A 24,735-nucleotide genomic window follows, 5' to 3' on the forward strand; every position below is an offset into this window, starting at 1 on the left:
AGAAGATGTGGGTTTTAGATATCTTTTCTGTCATTGCGAGACCACGCAAGTAGGTCGTGGCAATCCATCTTTGGTTACTTTTATGGATTGCTTCGTCGACCTGCGGTCTTCCTCGCAATGACGTTACCCCATATACGACTTTTAAACTACCAGGTCTAAAACCGCTGCTTCTTCTAACTTTCAATAGTTATGCTCTAGACCCCTACCTTTGCAGGGGTGACAGCTGCCCTTGTTTCATTCCCGCTTCGGTGCGGAATCTATAGATATCGCACCGAAACAGGGACGACACTATAGTCAATTGATGGCTAAAACTTTCTCGGGTTAGCTATAGGTAGTGAAATTTCAACCAATAACCCGCCTAAAGCTTTACTATCCTGTAATGATATTGTCCCACTATGATCAATAATTATTTCTTTAGTAATAGCAAGACCAAGTCCAACATTCCCTGAATTATTAAGTGAACGGGACTTATCTGAACGGTAAAATGCTTTAAATACTAATAATTTCTCTTCGTCCTTTATGCCAATTCCATTATCTTCAATCTTTATTATTACATTAGTAGAGGTAGAGCATATAGTAATTTTTATTTTTGTAGAATATTTTATCGCATTATTTATTACATTAGATATTGCACGTTCAAAGTTGCTAGGCTTAATTTGTGTGTATACTGTTTGCCCTATCGTAATTAACTCAATATTGGCAGACCATTTATTTGTAACATTTAACATCCAAGAAGATAATTCGATTATTTGAGCTTCTTCTCCATTTTCTCCTCTAGCAAAATCAAGATATGATTTTATCATTTGCTCCATAGCAACTATATCTTCCCTAAGACCTTCTGTTTCCTCAGATTTGTTCATTAGCTCTAATTGTAACTTCATTCTAGTTAACGGAGTACATAAATCATGTGAAATCATAGCAAGCATTCTAGTTCTTTTGCTAATTTGCTTTTCAATGCGTTCTTTCATTTTAAGAAAAGCAATACCAGCCTTTCTTATCTCTTTTGCCCCAGAAGGTTTAAATGTTTGTAATTTGGTGATTCCTTGCCCAAATTGATCAGCCGCATCTGCCAGAATTAAAATGGATTTAATTTGGTTTTTAGAGAAGATTAAGGAAACAGAAAGTAGTAAAATAGTTAAGAAGATTAACCACAAGACAAAAATATAGGCAGTTGGATTCATCAACAATTTTGCTGGGAAAGTTATTTGTATTAAACCATCGGTTAATTGAAGTAGTACTTCAATTCTTCCTGAATCATTAAGCTTTACTATATTATTTTTATTAATTTTTACGTTAATAATATTTTTAAAAATCTCTAATTCTTCACTAATTCTAGGTTGCGTGGATGGCAAGGTTAATTTTGGATAAAACTGATATGACAAATTTAAATAATTTGTCGCTATGGTATTTTTTTCTAATAAATTATTATCGTCTTTTTCAAGCAAGGAAATAATCTCATTAGCAATAATATTACTAGTATAGTAAGAAACATTATACCAGTGACGATCATAGAACAAAAACACTGCTAGAATTTGTCCTATTAATGTCGGAACAATGATAATGAGTACAAATCTAGCCAGTAATGTTTGTGGAATAATTTTATGTATAGATAGCATATCCGCTATTCCGAATGGTTTTTAAATATTTTGGTTCTTTAGGATCATCTTCTATCTTACTCCTTATTCTGACAATTTGTACGTCGATAGAACGAGGGCTGAGTCCTCCCATTATTTTTGATAACTCATCACGTTTCATTTCTTGTCCGATGTGGGTTAATAGTACTTCTAGTAGTTTTGTCTCTGTAGAGCTTAATGGTACCAGTTGATTATTTTTTATAAATTCCTTTGATTCGAAATTATAATAATTATTGCCTAACCGTTTGATTTTATCTTGTTTTTTATAATTATTATAGCTATTTAATAGATTGTTGATTCTTAATAATAATTCTTTCGGTTCAAAAGGTTTAGTTAAATAATCTGATGCCCCGGCTTCTAAGCCCTTGATACGATCATTTGGTTCTGACAATGCAGTTAGCATAACAATTGGTACAAGGTCTTTGGTAGCTCTTATAGTTTTAGCAAAATCAAGTCCTGTAACATTTGGTAACATGACGTCCAAAATAATTAAGTCATAAATAGAAGATTTTAATAATTCCTCAGCTCCTTCGACAGAATGTGTTGTTGATACTAAAAAGCCGTTTTTATACAAAAACTGTTTTAAAAGTTTCTGTATTCTAGTATCATCATCAACTACAAGAATGTGGGGTTTTGAGCTTTGCATAAATAAATTTTAGGTAATAAAAATTACTATAGTTTAATAGTAGAATATTAACAATGACAATAATACAAGAAAATATACTAACTGAAAAGCCGTTTAAAAATCTTAATCAATTATCAGGTTATATTTGGATTAATGGTAGATTTATTGCTTGGCAGGAAGCCAAGATACATGCTCTTACTCATAGTTTGCATTATTCTGGTGGAGTTTTTGAAGGAGAGAAAGCATATAATGGTAAAATTTTTAAATTAGAAGAACATACACAACGTTTGATAGAGTCAGCAAAAAGTCTAAGCATAGAGGTGCCATATAGTTTTGAAAAGATTATAGAAGCTCACCAGCTACTTATAACAAAAAATAATATTAAAGATGCGTATATTCGCCCATTAATTTGGTTTGGTAGTGAATCTCTTAATCTGACTAATGTAAACTTATCGGTTAATCTATTAATCGCTGCTGTTCCATCAACTCTTAGACCTTCTGGAGCCTTAAGTCTGCATATTGCTCGTTGGCGAAAATGTCATCCAAACTCATTGCCCCCACAATGTAAATCATCAGGACATTATAATATGATGATAGTATGCCAGAAAGAAGCTAAGTCTCTGGGGTACGATGATGCAATTTTATTAGATTGGCGGGGATATGTTGCTGAATGTAGTACGGCAAATATCTTCTTTGTTAAAGATGATCAATTATTCACTCCGATAGCTGATAGTTTTTTAAATGGTATAACGCGTCAAACAATTATAAAACTTGCTAATGATTTAAATATCAAGGTTATAGAAGAGTATATAACTCCAGATAGGGTAGGGGAGTTTAATGAATGTTTTATGACTGGTACAGCTGTAGAAGTTAAGGGGATTAAATCGATTAACCTTGGTGAGCGAAATGTCATCTTTGAAGATAGTAAAATTACTAATTTGCTAAAAAAAGAATATAATGACTTAGTGTACAAATAAATAGTGATATACTGAGGTTATGTAAAGTACTTTCGTCTATTAGCGAAGAGTAGCTTGGCAATACCGTCATTGCGAGCGAACGTATGTGAGTAAAGCAATCCACAAAAATGATTAAAGATTAAATGGATTGCTTCGTCGCTACTAAAGTAGCTCCTCGCAATGACGAATTATGAACGTAGCTGTCATTGCGAGACCACATAGTGGTCGAAGCAATCCATTTTGGTCACTTTTTTGGATTGCCACGTTACCGCAAAGCGGCTCCTCGCAATGACGGAATGTTGTAAGGTAGCTCCTTGCTAATAGACGATTAGGGGCGAATAAAAATAATATGAATTTAACAGGTGTTTATGGAAAATAATATATTCAAAGGAGTCATTACAGCTATGATAACTCCTTTTAAGGAAAATAAATTAGATTTTGCTTCTGTGGAAAAGATAGTGAATTATCAAATTGCTAATAAAGTTGATGGGATAGTGGTTGCTGGTTCTACTGGTGAGGGACCTAGTTTAACTTTGCAGGAATATCAGTCTTTATTACAAGCGGTTATCGAAATGACTAACAAACGTATACCAGTAATAGCTGGTTGTTCAGCCATGACTACTAGCACCGCCGTAGATATGGTACAAATATGTACAAAAATTGCCGTTGATGGATTTATGTGTAGTATTCCTTCTTATGTAAAGCCAACTCAAGAGGGAATATATTGGCATTTTGAGGCTATCCATAATGCCAGTAATTTACCAATAATGCTATATTCAGTACCTAGTAGAACTTTGGCAGACTTTTCAGATGATACGATAATTAAGCTCAGTAAACTACCGCGTATTGTAGCCCTTAAAGATGCTGGTAACGATTTAGAACGCCCATTACGAATTAGGTCTATGGTTAAAGATTTTAGCTTATTATGTGGTAATGATGAATTAGCTTTATCTTACAATGCTCATTCGGGGGTAGGGTGTGTTTCTGTTGCATCTAATATCACGCCTAGTTTGTGCAAGAAATTACAGGATAATTGTCGTGATGGTAATTATCAGGAAGCTCTGCAAATTCAGCAACAATTATTACCTATATATAAAGCATTATTTGCAGAATCCAATCCGATACCGGTAAAATATGCTGCGGCAAGATTGGGGTTATGTGCCAATGAATTAAGGCTTCCTTTAACTTCAGCTAGTGTAGCCACCGAGGAAAAAATAAATAAAGCTATGGAATATGTCGGAATATAAAAAAGTAATAGCGCAAAATAAGAAGGCATATTTCAATTACTTTATTGAAGAAAAAATTGAAGCTGGCATAATATTGACTGGTAGTGAAGTTAAATCATTGCGTCAAGGAAAAGCCAGTATAGAAGATAGTCATGCAGAAAATTCAGCAAATGAAGTGTTTTTGTATAATTGTCATATTGCGGAATATGAAAAAGCTAATAGGTTTAATCACTCGACTAGAAGGACACGTAAGTTGCTCCTTAATTCGAGTGAGATAAAAAAAATAATTGGTAAGATTCGTTTAAAGGGTTATACTCTCGTAGCTCTTACTTTATATTTTAATAAGAAAAATAAAGTAAAAGTTGAGTTAGGAATCGCAAAAGGTAAAAAATTACATGATAAAAGACAGACAATTAAAGAACAAGATTGGAAAAGGGATCAAGGGCGAATTATGCGGGTGAAGTGCTAACCATCATAAATGGATTAGATTGCTTCGTCTAAGAAAAAATTAACGAATGGTAAATTAATGACAATAACTGCTGAATACCTAATTGAAAGAAAGCAAAATAAGACGAAATTAATGCTTTGGAAGCTAGCAACAATTTTTATGTTTATAGTTTTAATTGTGGTGATGATTAAGCAATTTGATTTGACAAAATCTGAATATATAACTACTAATAGTAAATATATAGCTGCTATTTCAATAGAAGATATCATTTTTGAAGATGCAAAACGTGATACAAGATTGGAAAAAATCATTGATGATGATCAGATTAGTGCTTTAGTGGTTAATGTCAATTCTCCTGGTGGAACTGTTGTTGGTTCAGAGAAAATTTATAATATACTCAGGAAAATATCTGCAGAAAAGCCGGTAGTGGTTGTTATGGGTACATTGGCAGCCAGCGGCGGATATTTGATATCCTTAGGAGGTGATTACATAATTAGTCATAATGGGACAATTACCGGCTCAATTGGTGTAATTCTTCAAACTCTAGAAGTCACAGATTTAGCAAAAACTTTAGGTATTACCTTTAATAATTTTAAATCAGGAGAATTAAAGGCAGTTCCTAATCCTACTGAAAAAGTCACAGAAGCTGTTCGTCAGGCAATAATGTCGAATGTACTAGATACTTATGATTATTTCATTGAACTAGTGGCTTTAAGAAGGAATATACCAATTGATCAAGTTAGAGAACTAGCTGATGGGCGGATATATTCTGGTCGCCAAGCTTTAAAGCTAAAGCTTGTTGATGCTGTGGGGTCACAGGATGATGCGATTAAATGGTTACAGGAAGTTAAAAAAATCGATAAGGATTTGAAAGTAAAAGAATTTAAAATAAAACCTAAACCAAAATTCCTTGAGATTATAATGGAAGATTTTGATAGTATTTTACCAAGTTTTTTCAAAAATAAATTTCAAGGATTGGGGGCAATCTTTTGATTTATGGCAAAAAAATCTGACTTAGTAAATAAAATATCGGAGGAACTTAATTATCTTGCTAAGGAGGATATAAAAGATTCGGTAGATTTGGTTTTGGATTATTTACAATCTAGCTTAGCTGAGCAAAACCGTATTGAAATTAGAGGTTTTGGCAGTTTTTCAGTTAGGCAGCGGAAATTTTCAAATAGTGAGCAATCATATAAAACCGTCTATTATCGTATGCCTAAAAATTATGGTAACATATAGGGTATTAAATTTACTCTTCATCCCCATCTTTTATTAAAATCAATTTATTGCAAGATTTTTAGTGGAGAAGATGATAAAATAGCATTAGTTATCAATATAGAATTAAGAGGTTGTATTATATGTTTTTATCAAAATTTCTTGACCCTAAAAATGATTTTTGTTTTCGCCAAATTTTTGGTACTGAAAAGAACAAGGATATACTTGTTCATTTTTTAAATGATATTCTCAAATGTAAAGGAAATGAAAAAATAATTGAGGTGACGTTTTTACCAACTATCCAAGACCCTGATATTGCTATTTACAGAAAGTCTATAGTTGATGTGTTATGTAAAGATCAACATGGTAATCAATTCATCGTAGAGATGCAGATAAGTAAGCATCCAGGATTTGAGAAAAGAGCCCAATATTATGCAGCTAAAGCATATTCTAGGCAAATACTCAAAGAGGATGAAAACCATAAAAAGTTGGCAGTATACGCTAAATTAAAAGGAGTGATATTTTTAGCAATAGCAGATTTTGTGATGTTTGACGATAAAAAACATTGGAAGTCAGAGCATCGTCTTTTAGATACAGAAAGCTACGCCAATGATTTAAAAGATTTTTACTTTGTTTTTTTAGAACTCAAGAAATTTAATAAAATTATCTCTAATCTAGAGACTACAGAGGAAAAGTGGATGTACTTTTTTAAGCATGCAGGAGATAGTACATTAACATTAGCCGAAATAGAGCAGTTAATAGGTAAGGATAAAATTATTAGGAGAGCCTTTGAGGCAGTAGACCAAGCAAGCTGGTCAGAAGCGGAGCTTAACACCTATGAGGAAAGAACAAAAGCCTATTTTGATAATTTAGCGGTAGAACAGCAACAAATTGAAGATGCTGAAGCTAAAGGAAAAGCTATAGGCGAAGCTAAAGGAAAAGCTATAGGCGAAGCTATAGGAAAAGCTATAGGCGAAGCTATAGGCGAAGCTATAGGTGAAGCTAGAGGAAAAGCTGAAGGTATTAAAGAAAGTACTATAGCAATGGCAAAAAAAATGCTGAAAGAAAGCTATCCCATAGAAGTTATAAGTAAATTAACCGAACTAACCATTGAAGAAATAGAGAAGTTATAGCTAACCCGTTAATGTTTTCGATAGTTTCTTTGTCTCTATTAGTTAGGAATCTTCCTGTTATAACTATAGTCAATTCAGGAGAATTTGGAGCTAGGAGCGATGAGTGATATGTCCCCAACTTCTCCTCTCGTTCTATTTGCAAGACATCCTATCGTCTTTATTGTTTATTTTTTATAATTATGTGTAGTTATGACTTTAGAAGAATTTCACCAAAAATATAATTATGCTCAATCAACCAAGATGATGCAACAATATTTAGACATCAAATTTGCTAATCTTGATTGTCTTCTATTGTTTAGGATGGGTGATTTTTATGAAATGTTTTTTGAGGATGCAATTCTTGCCAGTCAAGTTTTAGGTATTGCTTTGACTAAAAGAGGTTCTAATGGTGATTGTGAGATTGCTATGTGTGGTGTCCCTCATCATGCTCTTGAGACCTATTTGAATAAATTAATTGAAGAGAATTACAAAGTTGCTATTTGCGATCAATTAGAGACACCCGAAGAGGCAAAAAAACGTGATGGTTATAAGGCTGTAGTACATAGGGATGTAACGCGTATCATCACCTCAGGTACTATTACTGAGGAATCTTTAATTGATGTTTGTGAGCCTAATTATTTGGCAAGTTTAGTTTTGTTAAAAAACAAAGCGTCAATTTGTTACGTAGATATTTCTACTGTGGAAATTTCAGTTATTGAGATTCCGCAAAATGAGATTATCAACGAACTATCGCGTCTTAAGCCGAAAGAGATTTTACTTAGTGAAAATTTGAGGGGGCATCAATTAGCTAGTAATATTAATAACCAATTGCATTTTCGTATCTCATATCAAGTTGATAGTTTTTTTGCTAGTAAGAAATGTCATAAAATTATCTTAGATTTTTATAAAATTAATGATCTAAAAGCTATAGGTGAAGTATCTGAATGTCAAATAAGTAGTATTGGTAGTGTTTTAGAATATTTATCTTTGACCCAAAAGCAAAATATACCTTCTCTACCTTTACCTCGGTTGGTTAATTATCATAATTTTATGATAATTGATTCGGCAACTCGGCGGAATTTGGAAATTACCAGTAATTTATTAGGAAAAACCAAAGGCAGTGTCCTTGCTACTATTGATCATACCGTTACTAAAGCTGCCAGCCGTCTATTATATCACTTTTTATCTACACCACTAATAGATATTGATCAAATAAATTCTCGACAAAATATAACAGAGTTTTTTTATAAAAATATTGCCATAGTAGGAAATATTAAAAAATTACTCAAGAAAACTGGAGATTTAGAACGTTGTTTATCTAGAATTATGATGAATCGCGGCTCAGGACGAGATTTGCTAAATATTAAATATACGTTAAATGCTGCACTGGAAATAAAGGGTGAATTTATTGCTCATTACGGGCTAAATCTGCCAGATTATATAGAGAACTTAATCAAACCATTATCTGGTAATGAACAATTATATTCCTTAATAGACCAGGCAATTAGAGAGGATGCACCAAATAATACTAATGAAGGTGGTATAATAAATCATCATTATCACCCTAAACTACAAGAATTATATGATCTAATTAATAATGGCAAATCACATATAGAGAAGCTAAAGAATCTATATCGTCTTGATACTGGCATTGAAACTCTCAAAATATCACATAATAATGTGCTTGGGTTGTTTATTGAAATTACCCTAAGACATAGTGATAAGATGGTAGACACAAAATTTATTCATCGTCAAACAACTTCTAATGCTAGTCGATATACTACTATTGAATTACAAAAATTAGAAAGCGATATGGTTAATAGCAAAAGTTTAGCAATTAGTCTTGAACTGGAATTATATAATAAAATATGCCAGCAAGTTATTGATAATACCGTATTTCTGCGATTACTTAGCTGTTCTTTGAGTCAGCTTGATGTATTTTGTAATTTTGCTTATATTGCCGATGAATATAATTATGTTAGACCAGTTTTAACGAACGATTTAACTTTTGAAGTTATCAAGGGACGTCATCCAGTTGTTGAACAAAGCCTATTAACCGATAAAAAGAGCTTTATTGACAATAATTGCACTTTATCCGAAGCTAATAGAATTTGGTTAATTACTGGACCTAATATGGCTGGTAAAAGTACTTTTTTGCGGCAGAATGCCCTAATAGCCATATTAGCACAAATTGGTAGTTTTGTACCAGCGACAAGTGCCAAGATAGGAGTGGTAGACAAGATATTCAGTAGAATAGGGGCAGGGGACGATTTACAGGCAGGACAGTCGACTTTTATGGTAGAAATGCTAGAGACATCAGCTATTTTAGCACAATCTACTAAAAATTCCTTAGTAATACTAGATGAGGTTGGGCGTGGAACTTCGACATATGATGGCGTATCAATTGCTTGGTCAGTGCTTGAATATATTCATGATAATCTCAAATGCCGATGTTTATTTGCTACGCATTATCATGAATTAACCAGTATGAGTAATTTTTTGCCAAGCCTAAAAAATTATACAGTTGCTATTGAGGAATTAGGAAAAGAAATATTATTTTTGCATAATATTATCGAAGGGGCGGCTGATAAATCTTATGGAATTCATGTAGCCTACTTAGCGGGGCTACCAAAATCTGTTATAATTAGGGCGAATGACATTTTAGCAAAATTAGAAAAAAGTGCAACGTACAAAAATAAGCATATATTAAATACCGAATCAAACAATTTAAGTCTATTTAATTTGCCAGTAGAAAGTAAAAAAGAAATGAAATTCAATAAGTTAGAAAAAGAAATTAATACAATCGATCCTGATCAACTCTCCCCTAAGCAAGCTTTAGAGTTAGTCTATAAGTTAAAAGGATTGATTGTTGAGTAAACGCCTATAATGACGTATAGATACACCAAGACTATATGGATTGCTTCGTCGTGCGGTTTCCGCACTCCTCGCAATGACGTTTGGGGGGCATATACGTCATTGCGAGACCATGTAATGGTCGAAGCAATCCATAAAAGTAACCAAAGATGGATTGCTACGACCTACTTTCGTGGTCTCGCAATGACAACTTTTCTACTTTATTTTCTTAAAACGTTGCCAATTCAAGCTAATTCACTTTAAGATTATAAAAATAATAGTTGCCACATTAATTATATACTATATAATACACACCATAAAACAAAAATCCGTTCAATACGGCATATGAATTTGTATGTCATTAGAACAATTAACTTTAATTAAGTAATAGCAATGGAAATAGAAATAGATTTTAAAGACTATGTAAAGAATGGTAATTATTTACATCTTCAACACCAGAGTACAATATTAAATGACCCTAATAATTTAGAAAAATTATGTTCGTTTCTAAAAAATAACCCCCATATTACAGCACTTAACCTAAAAGGTTGTAATATTGATAATGCTAAGATTAAATTGTTGATAGCTCCAATAAAGGAGAGCAATATTACTATTCTTGATATATCATCCAACCAATTATATGATGCAGCTGAAATAGCTGAACTCATTAACCTTATTACCCTTAATATATCATGCAACCAATTAACTACTAAAGGGGCAGCTAAGCTAAGTACACTTTCTAACCTTGTCGCTCTTAATCTATCATATAATTCATTAGTAAGTAATAAATGGGCAGTTAAAATAGATGAACTCACTGAGCTTGCTAGGCTTAATAATCTTAGTGAACTCACTAAGCTTACTAAGCTTAATGAGCTTAAGATATCAGGTAACAACTTAGGCCCTAAAGAGGCAGAGGTACTAGCTCAACTCAGCAATCTTACTACCTTGGATATATCAAGGAACAATATAGGTTCTGAAGGGGTGGCGGCAATAGTCAACAATATCCCGAATATTTTTGATCTCGATGTATCTGATAACAACTTAGGTGATAAAGGAGCAATTGAAGTAGTTAAACTCCCCCTTACGAAGCTTGCAATAAAGAGTAATAAGATAGGTGATGAAGGTGTGCAGGCAATAATAGCTAACCTCCAGAATCTTAGCGAGCTAGATATGTCGTGTAATGATATAACTGATGCAGTACTAGATGAAATAGTTGCAAGTGTCCCGGAGAAGATTACTAAACTCGATTTAAAAAGCAACCATAATATATCTTATAGCGGAATAGAGAAATTAGCTGTAATAAAAAACACTAATATTATCATCTCTGATAGTGGGGATATTGAAGAGCTATTCTTGAAGTTCCTACAATGTGGTAATATTACGTCCGAAAGCATTAAAAAGATAGTGTTTGAAATAGCCAGAATGTATAATCCGTATAATAACGCCCCCCTTATACAACATATAATAAACTCTCCAGAAAAATACCCCTTTGCTATAAACTCACGAGACAATGAAGGACACTCACTATTAAGTTTTTATAATCTTTTCTATCCTGAGATGCAACAGTTTCTTTTTCAGCACGGTGCAGTACCAGATACAGAGCAAAAACAAGATAGGCTTAAGACATTAGCACGAGATACACAGTCCGTTCATACAACAGAAGCAGTAAAATTAGTGAATTTTATTACTGATAATTTATTTAAAGCTTATGGTAATATAGAAAATAAACAACAGTTGCTAGTAAAAGCAGAAGAATATCAGGCAGGATTAACTAAATTGGATCAAGTTTATCAAAATTCAATAAAATTAAAATTACTTAGCTTGTCTGATGGTGCTAAGCGTGACACCATGAAAAAGACGTTAGTGGCAAATCAACCTACACCAAGTGATCAAGACTATGTTGCTACCGTAATCGAGAAAGCTAAGATAGCACTAACAACAATATACCTAGGCAAAACAAATGGTCACTATAATCAAGGATATCCTACCCATAAAATGGAATATGGTGATGGTCATAAAATAACTATTCCCCAATCTTTGGGACTTGTTAAATCATTAATAGATACTATGGAGATTCCAGTTGCTGAGAAACTGGAGCTGTTGGTAACATTAATGAGACAAAATCCAGAATTAGTTGAAAGTAAACTAAAAATAATACAATATAAATTAAACATAGATGTTCCACCAACAATATTAGTAGATTCTACAAAATGTCATAAATTCTTAGCAAGCAATCCTGTTATAAAAAAGACTCCTCAGATAATAGGTGATTTGTTTAATAGTATTAGTGATTTAGATATAGGGGTTCTAGGGGGTAATCCCAGAAATTTTTGATTATGATGGATCAGGTCTTATTTAAGAGTTTTCTGTTTTTTATAAATGCATCTGCTGTGAGTCGGTGAACTCCAAAAATTATTGCTATTGCAGAAATAGAGATGTCCTTACTCAGTAATTCTATAATAGTTAACTCTTTTCCTGTCAGTTTCGTATATTTAGATAGACTACCTTTTGGTCTCCCAAGTTTTATTCCTTCTGATTTTTTTCGAGCAAGAGCTTCTTTTGTTCTTTGAGAAATCATATTACGTTCTATTTCTGCTGAGAGACTAAATGCAAAAGCAAGAACCTTAGAATTGATATTATTACCCAATTCGTAACGTTCTTTTGTCGTAAATACTTTGATATTACGTTCCATACATTGGTGAAGGAAACTCATTACTTCCATTAGGTTACGTCCTAATCTTGATAATTCTGTAACGATCAACAAATCATTTGCTACCATATTATCAAGTAGAGTTCCTAATTTGCGTTCATTTACTTTTTTAGTTCCACTAATAGATTCTTCTACCCATTGACCAATATGAATTTTTTTCTCATCAATAAATTGCAAAATTTCATATTTTTGATTAGTTACAGTTTGTGTATCTGTACTAACACGAACATAAGCATAAATCATATATTTTTTGTATAAGGGGATGTAACGGGAAACCCCGTTATTTTTTGATTTTAACTGGAAGCTACGTTAAGTTTGGGAAAATCTAAAGTGGGTTAAATTACAGAAACGGGGCAAAAGCGAACTAGGAGTAGGAATTGCTGTTAATTTCTTCTCTGTTATAGAAAAATATCCTGCAATAAGTTATCTTACTCAAATGCCTTATCCCTGCAGGATGATCATGTTTTACGCATTTATATTTTGGTATATCTAATCGTATAATAAGCATTATACGTTGCAAACAACCTTAAGTCATCGAATTACCGAAAAAGTTTTGAATGGTCTCCTCACTGAACGTTCTCCACTTATTTGGATAAAGACTCAATTTGCGATAGACTCAAGCCGGTGGATTGAGTAATAAAGTCAACAGATAAACCAGCCTTTAGTAAATTTTTAGCTATAGAGATTGCTTTTTGTTTTTCACCCTCAGCTTTACCCTCAGCTTTACCTTCAGCTTTACCTATATGGATACCTCTGGCTTCACCTTCTTCGATATATTTTTGTGCAACAGTTCTCATAATAACACCTTGTTCTTCTTCTGATAAATATTTGGTTAGTACTTGCTCTAATTCTGATTGCTTTGCCTCAGGAAGCTTAGCGTCAGTGTACCATAAAAACGATTTTATGTAAATATAGCCTTTTTCCTTATCTACTAATATCTCTAATTTAAATCTCTGCAGAAATTCTTCCCAAAGCTTTATCATATCTCGTTGATGGATATGTTTTAGCATATATTCTAACATCCCAATATGCTTCTTCTTCACTATTTCATCATCAGACATGCTTTGTAAATCGACCAATTGATAATCTTCTGTCATCACTTTCTTGGCTATAACTGCATCGGTAAATAAACTCCATAAATTCCTAGGGGCAGTATAAACTTCTTTACCATTATAAATTACTAAATTATATACTAATGGTAATTTCTTTCTTCCTTTCTTATGCCTTTCGCATAATAACAATGTGTATTTCCATAATCGTAGAGCTGTCCAATAATCAACGCTCGACTGAGCCTCAATCAACACATACACAAAAGCCTTACCCTGATTCTTGGTAGCAACTCCATACACTATATCACTATATTTCTTGTTTAAAGATTCTTCTATGTAACTTTCTTTTTCTACTGTTATTTTTGATAAATCTACTAAACTCTTAAAATCATTAGGCAAATAATATTCCAAAAATTCTTGGGCTGCTACAGGATCAGCCATTATTGTTTTGACTAATGAATCATGCTTTAACTTTTTTGTCATTTTACTAACTTATTAATCTATCAGATTTGCTCATGTTTTAAACGCTCGGTCATTTTTCTGTAACAATTTTTTAATATCAGATATTGTTTTTTTACTGACAAACAATTCCTTGCTAATCCAACTATAAGTTTTACCAGCTTGCAGAAAAATCTTTATTTTTTCTATTTTGCCTAAAGTTGTTTTGTTGCTACTACCAACTCTTCTACCAAATTTTACTCCATTAAGCTTAGCCTTAGCAATTCCTGCTTTAGTTCTGCTATTAATCATGCTACGTTCTAATTCAGCAAATACTCCAGCTATTTGGAAAAATGCTCTCCCCATAGGCGAAGTAGTATCTACTTTATCTCCTGAATCAAGGGACACAAGCTCAACAGATTTGTTATTTAGTAGTTCGATTAGCTCAATTAGTCCTTTTAGAGATCTAGCAATCCGATCAATCTTATAAACTATAACAATATCACTTGGTCGCAATGATTCAATCATAATCATTAGCTCAGTGCGATTATTATCTTTGCCACTAGCTGACTCGCTAAATATCTTTTGGCATCCCGCCTCAATTAATGCTTGTTGTTGTAATTCTAAGTCCTGATTATTACTGCTTACTCTTGCATATCCAATTTTCATAATAACTCTGGTACAATTTTATTTAAAAAATAATATTGTACCACAATAGTACAAACAAGTCTAATATTTCTTATAATTGTACCACTTGTTAGTAGGCTTGGTGTAGTACAATAATACTCTACTTTAATTGTACTACACTACTACACGATTACTCAGAAGTAATCGTATAAACTTAAACTTAGCATTCGGGATGAGAATTACTATCACCAAGTGTAGGTATATCTATATCAATATTATCACTAGTGATGGTATTAGTGATAGATGAATTACTAGACTCAACAACATTATCAGAAAATTATATCGTGCAACTTTTCAAATTTCTTGTTAATTCCTTCCACTTTCTCACTATGGATTTTCTCAACCTCACTTGCTATTTGGGGGACGATTTCTTTTAACAGAGCATAGGATTGTAGTGCTGATTCTTGCTCTTGGTGTTGAATCTTGCTCTGTTCAGCAAAACTTTTGATTTCTTCTAGTGTAGCCTGTAACTTAGATACTGATTTATTAAGCGTATTGTTAAATTCTAAGCTTTTGTTCTCAAACGACTTTGATGCAAAGTCAATTTCCAGATGCAACTTTTCTAATACCTTCTCTACTCTTTCTTCCAGTAAGTTTTTCTCTACTTGTTCTTTATTCATAATTTCCCCGCTAGTCATTGGTTATTTAAGGTAGTTATAACCTCTTGGTAACCTAGTTCTTTTGACAATTGTCTAACTACATATCCATATTTATTATTAATCCAATCTCTTGTAAAATTACTCGGGGCATATAAAGTTAGTATTTTTTTATCTATATTTTCCTCTACTCGCAATTTAGAAAACCAAACTTTATCAACAAATTCTCCTAGTTGCTTTTTTAGCTCTCTTCTAACCTTATACCATGTTGAACTTTTATCTAATTCCTCAAGTTTTATTCCTTCTTCTATAGATATATTCTTTTTATTCCATTTTTCAATTGCTGTTTTCTCATAGACTATAGGAGACCATTCAAAACCAGGGGCAGAAATAAAGAATATAGCACTTACAAAAATAATTATGCGATCAGATAGCATCACCAGACAAACCTTATTAGAGAATATTCCTAATGCTTCAATATTAAGCTGGAGACACGTCAACCTACATGGAATTTACGATTTTAGCAATTTATTAGCAACAAATGATCAAGATTATTCTTTTAATGAAGTGGTTAATTTTAAAGCGGCATAATGCTTATTATACGATTAGATATACCAAAATATAAATGCGTAAAACATGATCATCCTGCAGGGATAAGGCATTTGAGTAAGATAAATTATTGCAGGATATTTTTCTATAACAGAGAAGAAATTAACAGCAATTCCGACTCCTAGTTCGCTTTTGCCCCGTTTCTGTAATTTAACCCTAATTCATAGAATTCTCATTATTAATTATATCTATTTTTTTACCAATGAAAATATCCTAAAACCAGTTCTACCTTCTAACTTTCAATACCTAGGGGATATTATATATTATAAAAATAATATTTTCTATAAAAAATATTGTACTTATTTATAAAAAAGTGATATCTTTATTATTGTAAATAATTTTTTACAAAACTTATCAATTTAACATTTTAATAAATAGGAGGATTTTATGAATAAAGACTACAATAAAGACCATTATTATACAGTAACTACCGATGAGTGTAAGGAACTTGGTGGTTCAGTTGTTTGTTCTGGTGAAGGAACATGCCTCTGCGTGATTCCACTTGAGTGAAAGACTACTAGTTAGTGATTTTACTTAAAACTCATCAAAAATCAAGGAGGGGAAAACTCCTTGATTTTGAGGACTCATCGGCGTGATCTGTGTGAAAAATCCCCATAAGGTATTATACGAACAATAGTCTCAATCATTAATTGTATCGGCTAGCAATTATAAATGCAAATTCCAGCAATCAAGAAACATTTTCGGCTAAGATTAATTGTAGTGGCTCGCTTTCGAAATGACATTGGCTTGCTTTCATTGTAAAAACCGGCTCAAATTAAATGACTTTTAAAATTCAATCTGGCTCACTTTAATTGACCGCCAAAAATAGCTGACTCAAATTAGACGATTCTATACTTTCCTTCGGCTCACATTATTTGACATTATAATTTAACAATATTGTTAATTATATCAGCTAGTAATATGGTAGTTAATTAGATAAAAACGTTCGGTTTTCTTCTATAATTCTTCAAATAGGGGTTCTAGGGGGTAATCCCAGAAATTTTTGATTTAAGAAAAAACTGAATTTTTTCTTAAGATATAAAATTTTATGGTTATAATTCTGGTTCTGGATATTGACAATCACTGGAGCAAAAGATATGATTTCTAAGTTGAGGTTCTTTTTATCATTTATGAAATGATAATCATGGTTCTTATAGCTTTTTCCTTCTGCTTACAAGCAGTGTAGCTGTTTAACAAGTTTATTTTTACAGATGCTGAAGTTACAACATCTGCCGCAAGATCAATTGTGAGATGAATTAATAAGCCAAATCAATATTTTCTACAATTTTGTCTATATCAATGACGTTATATTGATTTTGAAAGGTATATTGACCAAGAAAGTGAATATGATGGTGCCAAGTAACTGGTGATATTTTCTTAATTACTGCCAAAAATCTTTTATTATTAGCAAGGTGATTGTATTTTTCGAGAACTGCAGATAGGATCATAGAGTTGTAGTAAATAATCGTATGAGCAACCAATCTACCGCATTGGTTACTGATTTCTACATCAATATCTGTTTTGCCGTATAATTGTTTTTTACCACCAACCTTTGCAATAGCAGCACGTAATTGATGATATGATTCAATACGATTCTGTGATTTATGAACAGTTTTTTGTAATTGTATATCCATTAAATATTTAAGGGTATAAATACTCCGTATTAATTTATCATACTCAAAAACTGCTTTACGTAGAGTATTTTCTGGGGGCAAGTGACATAATTTTTTTATTAAATTAGCTTGGTTCATTTCCTTAAGTGCCAAGGTAGCAACGAGCCTATCAATATTACTTTTTTGTGCAATAATACATTGTTGATCAATTTGAGCAATTGGCTTAATTAAGTAATCTGCGTATAGGTTAATATCATTAGTACAATAAAGGTTTTTTAGCTGAGCATTAAGGTTAGTAAATCTTGGTTTTAACTGTACTCCAAACCAATTAAGGATGGCAAAATTGGCTTTGTTTATGCTGTGCATATCGCCAGTAATGGCTTCTGGCATAATGTCTGAACTATTATTGTACCAAATATCAAAAACAAAATAACTCTCATGTTCATGGCTACCGATAAGTTTACACTGTAATGGAATGTGGTTGGCAAGGATAGTATATGCAGAAACTCCTTGACCGTCTCTTAAATATTTACGTGAATAACGTGCTTTAATATTGGGAGTATCTAGTTCAAATTTTTGTCCGTCTACACTACTATAAAGGACTTCTAAATCCAATGAATAATATGGGAAAATCTTTAGTCTAGAAATAGCATTAGACAGTAGATCACTAGCATTTCTCAATGTTGATAATCGTAAATATTGTTGGTATGTTGTTTCAAGTGTTTGGTAAGAAATATCACTAATTTGGGACATTCTGTAGTTACCATGATTAAATGCTTGAGCAAGAATTGTAGCTATTAATCTATCTTTATTACCTGTATCTTGTTTAGTATAACGTGGTTGTAATGGTACAAAAGCTGATAAGAAATTACAATCATTGTTTACAAAGTTTAATACATCATTAATTTCACAAAATGGCAATTGCCTGAAAAATTTGCTTTGAGATAGTTCATATTTATTGGCTTTAACTTTATTCCAATTAAGCTTTTGCTTGTTGTGATCATATTTCAAGTGAGCAAGACTGTCTTGTTTTAGATTTTTATTAAAAGATACCCATAGATTATGTAATTCCTTTGTTAAATTGTCTAATTGTTTGCCAATTGGTTGTTGTAACCATGGTATATTTAACTTATTTAAAATTTCTTCTTTCTGATCTATTGAAGCTAATTCATGATTAAAGCACTGGTGGTTGAGGCTGTTTTCAATATAAAGCCCACTTGTATTAATTTGTTTAGTAATTTGGCAATAAGTCCAGTATTCATAACGATTTCCATTAATGTTTTGGTTATCTTGACCATTATTTTCTACAAGATAGCGTTGCAAATGCTTAGGAATAGTATCATCAGGACATTTACTAAAAGGTTGTTCGGAAAGTTTTTGATTGTTTATAAATAGTTTTTGCAACCAATTGGCTGCTCGCAGCCATTGGTTATCTGGTGCTTCACTGGAAAAACTAAGTTTCATAAAGAGAGGACGTAAACTTTTTTTGTAACTTTTCTGAGCTTTATCAACTTCTTGCCATTTAAATTCTTTTTTACGATGAGGTCTATTAAGCATTTTTTGTCCAAGAACGAGAATATTTTCTTTGGACATAATTTTAAAAGCACGTTTACGTACTTTAGAGAATAGAGTTGAATCATCAAATTTCTCATCTACATATAATAATAGTAGATTGCCTATTTTTTCTTGCGAATCTGTTGTGTCATCTACAAAATGAGCTTTTACTTTATCTTTAATAGTTTTATCAAGTTTCTTGACATGGTAAGTAAAAGCTTCAATTAAATTATCATTTAATTGTTGATAGCGTTTTAGAATATAACACAAAAGATATAGATAATTTTGATTATACTTTAATTCACGTAAGTCTCGAATGGTATAATGGTTAGCAAGGTTAACGTAATTATCAATGTTATGCTTTGAAATATTTAATTTTGGTATCACATCTTTAGCTACGTTATATAAAGGTTCTAAAAGATTATGTTTATGCCGTTCTTTTAACATCATTTTAAAACCAAAATTTTTGGCATCTTGCTTTAAAGAAGCTAGTTTTGAAACTACATCATCACCTATCATAAAATTATCTAAACTTAGTTTGTGATCGTCAGTTAGTTCTCTATCTAATATATTACTTATACGCTTACGTTCATCGTTAAGAGTTTTACTAATTATAGTTTGTAGAGTAGTATATCCAGGACGTACTACCTTAAGATCATTTAAGAAAGATATTAGTTCACGTGCTATAAAATTAGGAGATATGTCGCGTTTTATTATTTGTGCTGCTTGTTCAGAAAGTATATAATGAAATTCCTTTATCCAAAGTTTATAGCCAAAGTAAACGCTAATTGCTTTACGTTGAATGTAGTACTCATAATAAATTGAATATCCTCTTGCAATATATCTTTCCACAAGATTTGGAAAAATATCTTTTTTGCTTTAAAATATCCAAGTTGTAATGCACAATAAATATTAATGTGAACATGATTACTTCTCATAATAATCAACATTTCATCATTAGAAAAACTAAAATATTTTCTTCGTTGGTTATCGTCAAAATCTGGTAATCCATAAAAAGCAAATTTTTCTGCTGTAGAGAGAATGGTTAAATTTTTATTTTGGATCATAGTAGTAGTGAATATTAATACATAAAAGATATATAAAATGACCATTTTATATAAATATATATTATATATATAAATGGCATTTATATTAGATAATATTTGTATATTATTAGTGATATAAGTGGTTTATTCTAACTTATACAAAAAATATATGATTTATGCTTATGTTCGTGTTAGTACAGATACACAAACTGTAACTAATCAAAAATATGAAATTTTGCAATTTATTGATGAGAAAAAAATTCATATTGGTCAATGGGTAGAAGAATCTATTAGTGGAACTAAAAAAGTAAATGAACGCAAATTAGGAACTCTACTTGATAATATGGTAGCAAATGATTTGTTGATCGTTACAGAATTATCAAGATTAGGACGTAACCTAATGGAAGTAATGAGTTTCCTTCACCAATGTATGGAACGTAATATCAAAGTATTTACGACAAAAGAACGTTACGAATTGGGTAATAATATCAATTCTAAGGTTCTTGCTTTTGCATTTAGTCTCTCAGCAGAAATAGAACGTAATATGATTTCTCAAAGAACAAAAGAAGCTCTTGCTCGAAAAAAATCAGAAGGAATAAAACTTGGGAGACCAAAAGGTAGTCTATCTAAATATACGAAACTGACAGGAAAAGAGTTAACTATTATAGAATTACTGAGTAAGGACATCTCTATTTCTGCAATAGCAATAATTTTTGGAGTTCACCGACTCACAGCAGATGCATTTATAAAAAACAGAAAACTCTTAAATAAGACCTGATCCATCATAATCAAAAATTTCTGGGATTACCCCCTAGAACCCCATAAATCATATATTTTTTGTATAAGTTAGAATAAACCACTTATATCACTAATAATATACAAATATTATCTAATATAAATGCCATTTATATATATAATATATATTTATATAAAATGGTCATTTTATATATCTTTTATGTATTAATATTCACTACTACTATGATCCAAAATAAAAATTTAACCATTCTCTCTACAGCAGAAAAATTTGCTTTTTATGGATTACCAGATTTTGACGATAACCAACGAAGAAAATATTTTAGTTTTTCTAATGATGAAATGTTGATTATTATGAGAAGTAATCATGTTCACATTAATATTTATTGTGCATTACAACTTGGATATTTTAAAGCAAAAAAGATATTTTTCCAAATCTTGTGGAAAGATATATTGCAAGAGGATATTCAATTTATTATGAGTACTACATTCAACGTAAAGCAATTAGCGTTTACTTTGGCTATAAACTTTGGATAAAGGAATTTCATTATATACTTTCTGAACAAGCAGCACAAATAATAAAACGCGACATATCTCCTAATTTTATAGCACGTGAACTAATATCTTTCTTAAATGATCTTAAGGTAGTACGTCCTGGATATACTACTCTACAAACTATAATTAGTAAAACTCTTAACGATGAACGTAAGCGTATAAGTAATATATTAGATAGAGAACTAACTGACGATCACAAACTAAGTTTAGATAATTTTATGATAGGTGATGATGTAGTTTCAAAACTAGCTTCTTTAAAGCAAGATGCCAAAAATTTTGGTTTTAAAATGATGTTAAAAGAACGGCATAAACATAATCTTTTAGAACCTTTATATAACGTAGCTAAAGATGTGATACCAAAATTAAATATTTCAAAGCATAACATTGATAATTACGTTAACCTTGCTAACCATTATACCATTCGAGACTTACGTGAATTAAAGTATAATCAAAATTATCTATATCTTTTGTGTTATATTCTAAAACGCTATCAACAATTAAATGATAATTTAATTGAAGCTTTTACTTACCATGTCAAGAAACTTGATAAAACTATTAAAGATAAAGTAAAAGCTCATTTTGTAGATGACACAACAGATTCGCAAGAAAAAATAGGCAATCTACTATTATTATATGTAGATGAGAAATTTGATGATTCAACTCTATTCTCTAAAGTACGTAAACGTGCTTTTAAAATTATGTCCAAAGAAAATATTCTCGTTCTTGGACAAAAAATGCTTAATAGACCTCATCGTAAAAAAGAATTTAAATGGCAAGAAGTTGATAAAGCTCAGAAAAGTTACAAAAAAAGTTTACGTCCTCTCTTTATGAAACTTAGTTTTTCCAGTGAAGCACCAGATAACCAATGGCTGCGAGCAGCCAATTGGTTGCAAAAACTATTTATAAACAATCAAAAACTTTCCGAACAACCTTTTAGTAAATGTCCTGATGATACTATTCCTAAGCATTTGCAACGCTATCTTGTAGAAAATAATGGTCAAGATAACCAAAACATTAATGGAAATCGTTATGAATACTGGACTTATTGCCAAATTACTAAACAAATTAATACAAGTGGGCTTTATATTGAAAACAGCCTCAACCACCAGTGCTTTAATCATGAATTAGCTTCAATAGATCAGAAAGAAGAAATTTTAAATAAGTTAAATATACCATGGTTACAACAACCAATTGGCAAACAATTAGACAATTTAACAAAGGAATTACATAATCTATGGGTATCTTTTAATAAAAATCTAAAACAAGACAGTCTTGCTCACTTGAAATATGATCACAACAAGCAAAAGCTTAATTGGAATAAAGTTAAAGCCAATAAATATGAACTATCTCAAAGCAAATTTTTCAGGCAATTGCCATTTTGTGAAATTAATGATGTATTAAACTTTGTAAACAATGATTGTAATTTCTTATCAGCTTTTGTACCATTACAACCACGTTATACTAAACAAGATACAGGTAATAAAGATAGATTAATAGCTACAATTCTTGCTCAAGCATTTAATCATGGTAACTACAGAATGTCCCAAATTAGTGATATTTCTTACCAAACACTTGAAACAACATACCAACAATATTTACGATTATCAACATTGAGAAATGCTAGTGATCTACTGTCTAATGCTATTTCTAGACTAAAGATTTTCCCATATTATTCATTGGATTTAGAAGTCCTTTATAGTAGTGTAGACGGACAAAAATTTGAACTAGATACTCCCAATATTAAAGCACGTTATTCACGTAAATATTTAAGAGACGGTCAAGGAGTTTCTGCATATACTATCCTTGCCAACCACATTCCATTACAGTGTAAACTTATCGGTAGCCATGAACATGAGAGTTATTTTGTTTTTGATATTTGGTACAATAATAGTTCAGACATTATGCCAGAAGCCATTACTGGCGATATGCACAGCATAAACAAAGCCAATTTTGCCATCCTTAATTGGTTTGGAGTACAGTTAAAACCAAGATTTACTAACCTTAATGCTCAGCTAAAAAACCTTTATTGTACTAATGATATTAACCTATACGCAGATTACTTAATTAAGCCAATTGCTCAAATTGATCAACAATGTATTATTGCACAAAAAAGTAATATTGATAGGCTCGTTGCTACCTTGGCACTTAAGGAAATGAACCAAGCTAATTTAATAAAAAAATTATGTCACTTGCCCCCAGAAAATACTCTACGTAAAGCAGTTTTTGAGTATGATAAATTAATACGGAGTATTTATACCCTTAAATATTTAATGGATATACAATTACAAAAAACTGTTCATAAATCACAGAATCGTATTGAATCATATCATCAATTACGTGCTGCTATTGCAAAGGTTGGTGGTAAAAAACAATTATACGGCAAAACAGATATTGATGTAGAAATCAGTAACCAATGCGGTAGATTGGTTGCTCATACGATTATTTACTACAACTCTATGATCCTATCTGCAGTTCTCGAAAAATACAATCACCTTGCTAATAATAAAAGATTTTTGGCAGTAATTAAGAAAATATCACCAGTTACTTGGCACCATCATATTCACTTTCTTGGTCAATATACCTTTCAAAATCAATATAACGTCATTGATATAGACAAAATTGTAGAAAATATTGATTTGGCTTATTAATTCATCTCACAATTGATCTTGCGGCAGATGTTGTAACTTCAGCATCTGTAAAAATAAACTTGTTAAACAGCTACACTGCTTGTAAGCAGAAGGAAAAAGCTATAAGAACCATGATTATCATTTCATAAATGATAAAAAGAACCTCAACTTAGAAATCATATCTTTTGCTCCAGTGATTGTCAATATCCAGAACCAGAATTATAACCATAAAATTTTATATCTTAAGAAAAAATTCAGTTTTTTCTTAAATCAAAAATTTCTGGGATTACCCCCTAGAACCCCTAAGAATGACACAAGGGCACAACTGTTGAAAGTTAGAAGAGGAAGCGGTTTTAAACCGGATAGTTTAAAAGTCGTATGTGGTCAACGTCTATTAGCGAGAAAGACCGTAGGTCGACGAAGCAATCC

The 24,735-nt window shown here is 31.6% G+C and carries 17 protein-coding genes and 2 pseudogenes; 11 read left to right on the forward strand and 8 right to left on the reverse strand.

Features of this window, described 5'->3' with window-relative positions:
* Positions 1-305: 305 nt before the first annotated feature.
* Together AAGD20_RS06845 and AAGD20_RS06850 are read right to left on the reverse strand one after the other, a co-directional pair.
* The gene (locus AAGD20_RS06845; protein WP_341748914.1) at positions 306-1,616 is read right to left on the reverse strand and encodes a HAMP domain-containing sensor histidine kinase; all 1,311 of its coding nucleotides are present in this window, start codon (positions 1,614-1,616) and stop codon (positions 306-308) included.
* Positions 1,600-2,280: a response regulator transcription factor gene (locus AAGD20_RS06850; RefSeq protein ID WP_094649533.1), complete on the reverse strand. Its 681-nt coding sequence runs from the start codon at positions 2,278-2,280 to the stop codon at positions 1,600-1,602. Before AAGD20_RS06850 ends, AAGD20_RS06845 begins: the two co-directional genes overlap by 17 nt.
* 53 nt (positions 2,281-2,333) lie before the next feature.
* Here AAGD20_RS06850 and AAGD20_RS06855 point away from each other — a divergent pair, with 53 nt between their 5' ends.
* The 8 genes from AAGD20_RS06855 to AAGD20_RS06890 all read left to right on the forward strand — a co-directional run bounded on the left by AAGD20_RS06855 (position 2,334) and on the right by AAGD20_RS06890 (position 12,403).
* Entirely contained in the window at positions 2,334-3,236 is a 903-nt protein-coding gene (locus AAGD20_RS06855; protein WP_341748915.1) for a branched-chain amino acid transaminase, read from the forward strand.
* Between the two features lie 347 nt (positions 3,237-3,583).
* Positions 3,584-4,462 (forward strand): 4-hydroxy-tetrahydrodipicolinate synthase, encoded by an 879-nt coding sequence (gene dapA / locus AAGD20_RS06860; RefSeq protein ID WP_341748916.1) that lies wholly within the window; start codon positions 3,584-3,586, stop codon positions 4,460-4,462.
* Positions 4,449-4,910 carry an SsrA-binding protein SmpB gene (smpB, locus tag AAGD20_RS06865; protein WP_094649536.1) on the forward strand — a complete coding sequence of 154 codons (462 nt, stop codon included), beginning with the start codon at positions 4,449-4,451 and terminating at the stop codon, positions 4,908-4,910. The genes dapA and smpB overlap by 14 nt, the downstream gene beginning before the upstream one ends.
* Positions 4,911-4,967: 57 nt before the next feature.
* Entirely contained in the window at positions 4,968-5,882 is a 915-nt protein-coding gene (gene sppA / locus AAGD20_RS06870; protein ID WP_094649537.1) for a signal peptide peptidase SppA, read from the forward strand.
* Positions 5,883-5,885: 3 nt separating this feature from the next.
* Positions 5,886-6,128, forward strand: a complete 243-nt coding sequence (locus tag AAGD20_RS06875) for an HU family DNA-binding protein (RefSeq protein ID WP_094649538.1) — start codon at positions 5,886-5,888, stop codon at positions 6,126-6,128.
* Positions 6,129-6,247: 119 nt separating this feature from the next.
* A complete protein-coding gene (locus AAGD20_RS06880; protein WP_341748917.1) occupies positions 6,248-7,237 on the forward strand; it encodes an Rpn family recombination-promoting nuclease/putative transposase in 990 nt (329 codons plus the stop codon).
* A 189-nt stretch (positions 7,238-7,426) separates the two neighbouring features.
* The gene (mutS, locus tag AAGD20_RS06885) at positions 7,427-10,093 is read left to right on the forward strand and encodes a DNA mismatch repair protein MutS (RefSeq protein ID WP_341748918.1); all 2,667 of its coding nucleotides are present in this window, start codon (positions 7,427-7,429) and stop codon (positions 10,091-10,093) included.
* Positions 10,094-10,462: 369 nt separating this feature from the next.
* Positions 10,463-12,403 (forward strand): hypothetical protein, encoded by a 1,941-nt coding sequence (locus AAGD20_RS06890; protein WP_341748919.1) that lies wholly within the window; start codon positions 10,463-10,465, stop codon positions 12,401-12,403.
* Positions 12,404-12,413: 10 nt separating this feature from the next.
* Here the strand turns inward: AAGD20_RS06890 and AAGD20_RS06895 are convergent, their stop codons facing one another.
* The 5 genes from AAGD20_RS06895 to AAGD20_RS06915 all read right to left on the reverse strand — a co-directional run bounded on the left by AAGD20_RS06895 (position 12,414) and on the right by AAGD20_RS06915 (position 15,986).
* Positions 12,414-13,022 carry a master DNA invertase Mpi family serine-type recombinase gene (locus tag AAGD20_RS06895; protein ID WP_341748920.1) on the reverse strand — a complete coding sequence of 203 codons (609 nt, stop codon included), beginning with the start codon at positions 13,020-13,022 and terminating at the stop codon, positions 12,414-12,416.
* Positions 13,023-13,363: 341 nt separating this feature from the next.
* Entirely contained in the window at positions 13,364-14,311 is a 948-nt protein-coding gene (locus tag AAGD20_RS06900; RefSeq protein ID WP_341748921.1) for an Rpn family recombination-promoting nuclease/putative transposase, read from the reverse strand.
* 30 nt (positions 14,312-14,341) lie between these two features.
* A complete protein-coding gene (locus AAGD20_RS06905) occupies positions 14,342-14,935 on the reverse strand; it encodes a recombinase family protein (protein ID WP_094648749.1) in 594 nt (197 codons plus the stop codon).
* Between the two features lie 287 nt (positions 14,936-15,222).
* Positions 15,223-15,573, reverse strand: coding sequence for a hypothetical protein (locus AAGD20_RS06910; RefSeq protein WP_341748922.1), 351 nt, complete (start codon positions 15,571-15,573; stop codon positions 15,223-15,225).
* 14 nt (positions 15,574-15,587) lie between these two features.
* Positions 15,588-15,986, reverse strand: a complete 399-nt coding sequence (locus AAGD20_RS06915) for a DnaA N-terminal domain-containing protein (protein ID WP_341749484.1) — start codon at positions 15,984-15,986, stop codon at positions 15,588-15,590.
* Here AAGD20_RS06915 and AAGD20_RS06920 point away from each other — a divergent pair.
* A complete protein-coding gene (locus AAGD20_RS06920; RefSeq protein WP_341748923.1) occupies positions 15,970-16,140 on the forward strand; it encodes a hypothetical protein in 171 nt (56 codons plus the stop codon). The genes AAGD20_RS06915 and AAGD20_RS06920 overlap by 17 nt on opposite strands.
* A 1,274-nt stretch (positions 16,141-17,414) precedes the next feature.
* On the opposite strand, the pseudogene AAGD20_RS06925 reads toward AAGD20_RS06920, so the two are convergent.
* Positions 17,415-20,437 (reverse strand): annotated as a pseudogene (locus AAGD20_RS06925) (Tn3 family transposase).
* A 73-nt stretch (positions 20,438-20,510) separates the two neighbouring features.
* Between AAGD20_RS06925 and AAGD20_RS06930 the strand changes: the two are divergent.
* Together AAGD20_RS06930 and AAGD20_RS06935 are read left to right on the forward strand one after the other, a co-directional pair.
* On the forward strand, positions 20,511-21,149 hold the full coding sequence (locus AAGD20_RS06930) for a master DNA invertase Mpi family serine-type recombinase (protein ID WP_341748924.1): 639 nt from the start codon (positions 20,511-20,513) through the stop codon (positions 21,147-21,149).
* Positions 21,150-21,349: 200 nt separating this feature from the next.
* Positions 21,350-24,327 (forward strand): annotated as a pseudogene (locus AAGD20_RS06935) (Tn3 family transposase).
* Positions 24,328-24,735: the final 408 nt, after the last annotated feature.

Origin of the sequence: Candidatus Tisiphia endosymbiont of Sialis lutaria, from assembly GCF_964026535.1 — a bacterium.
Classification (GTDB): Bacteria; Pseudomonadota; Alphaproteobacteria; order Rickettsiales; family Rickettsiaceae; genus Tisiphia.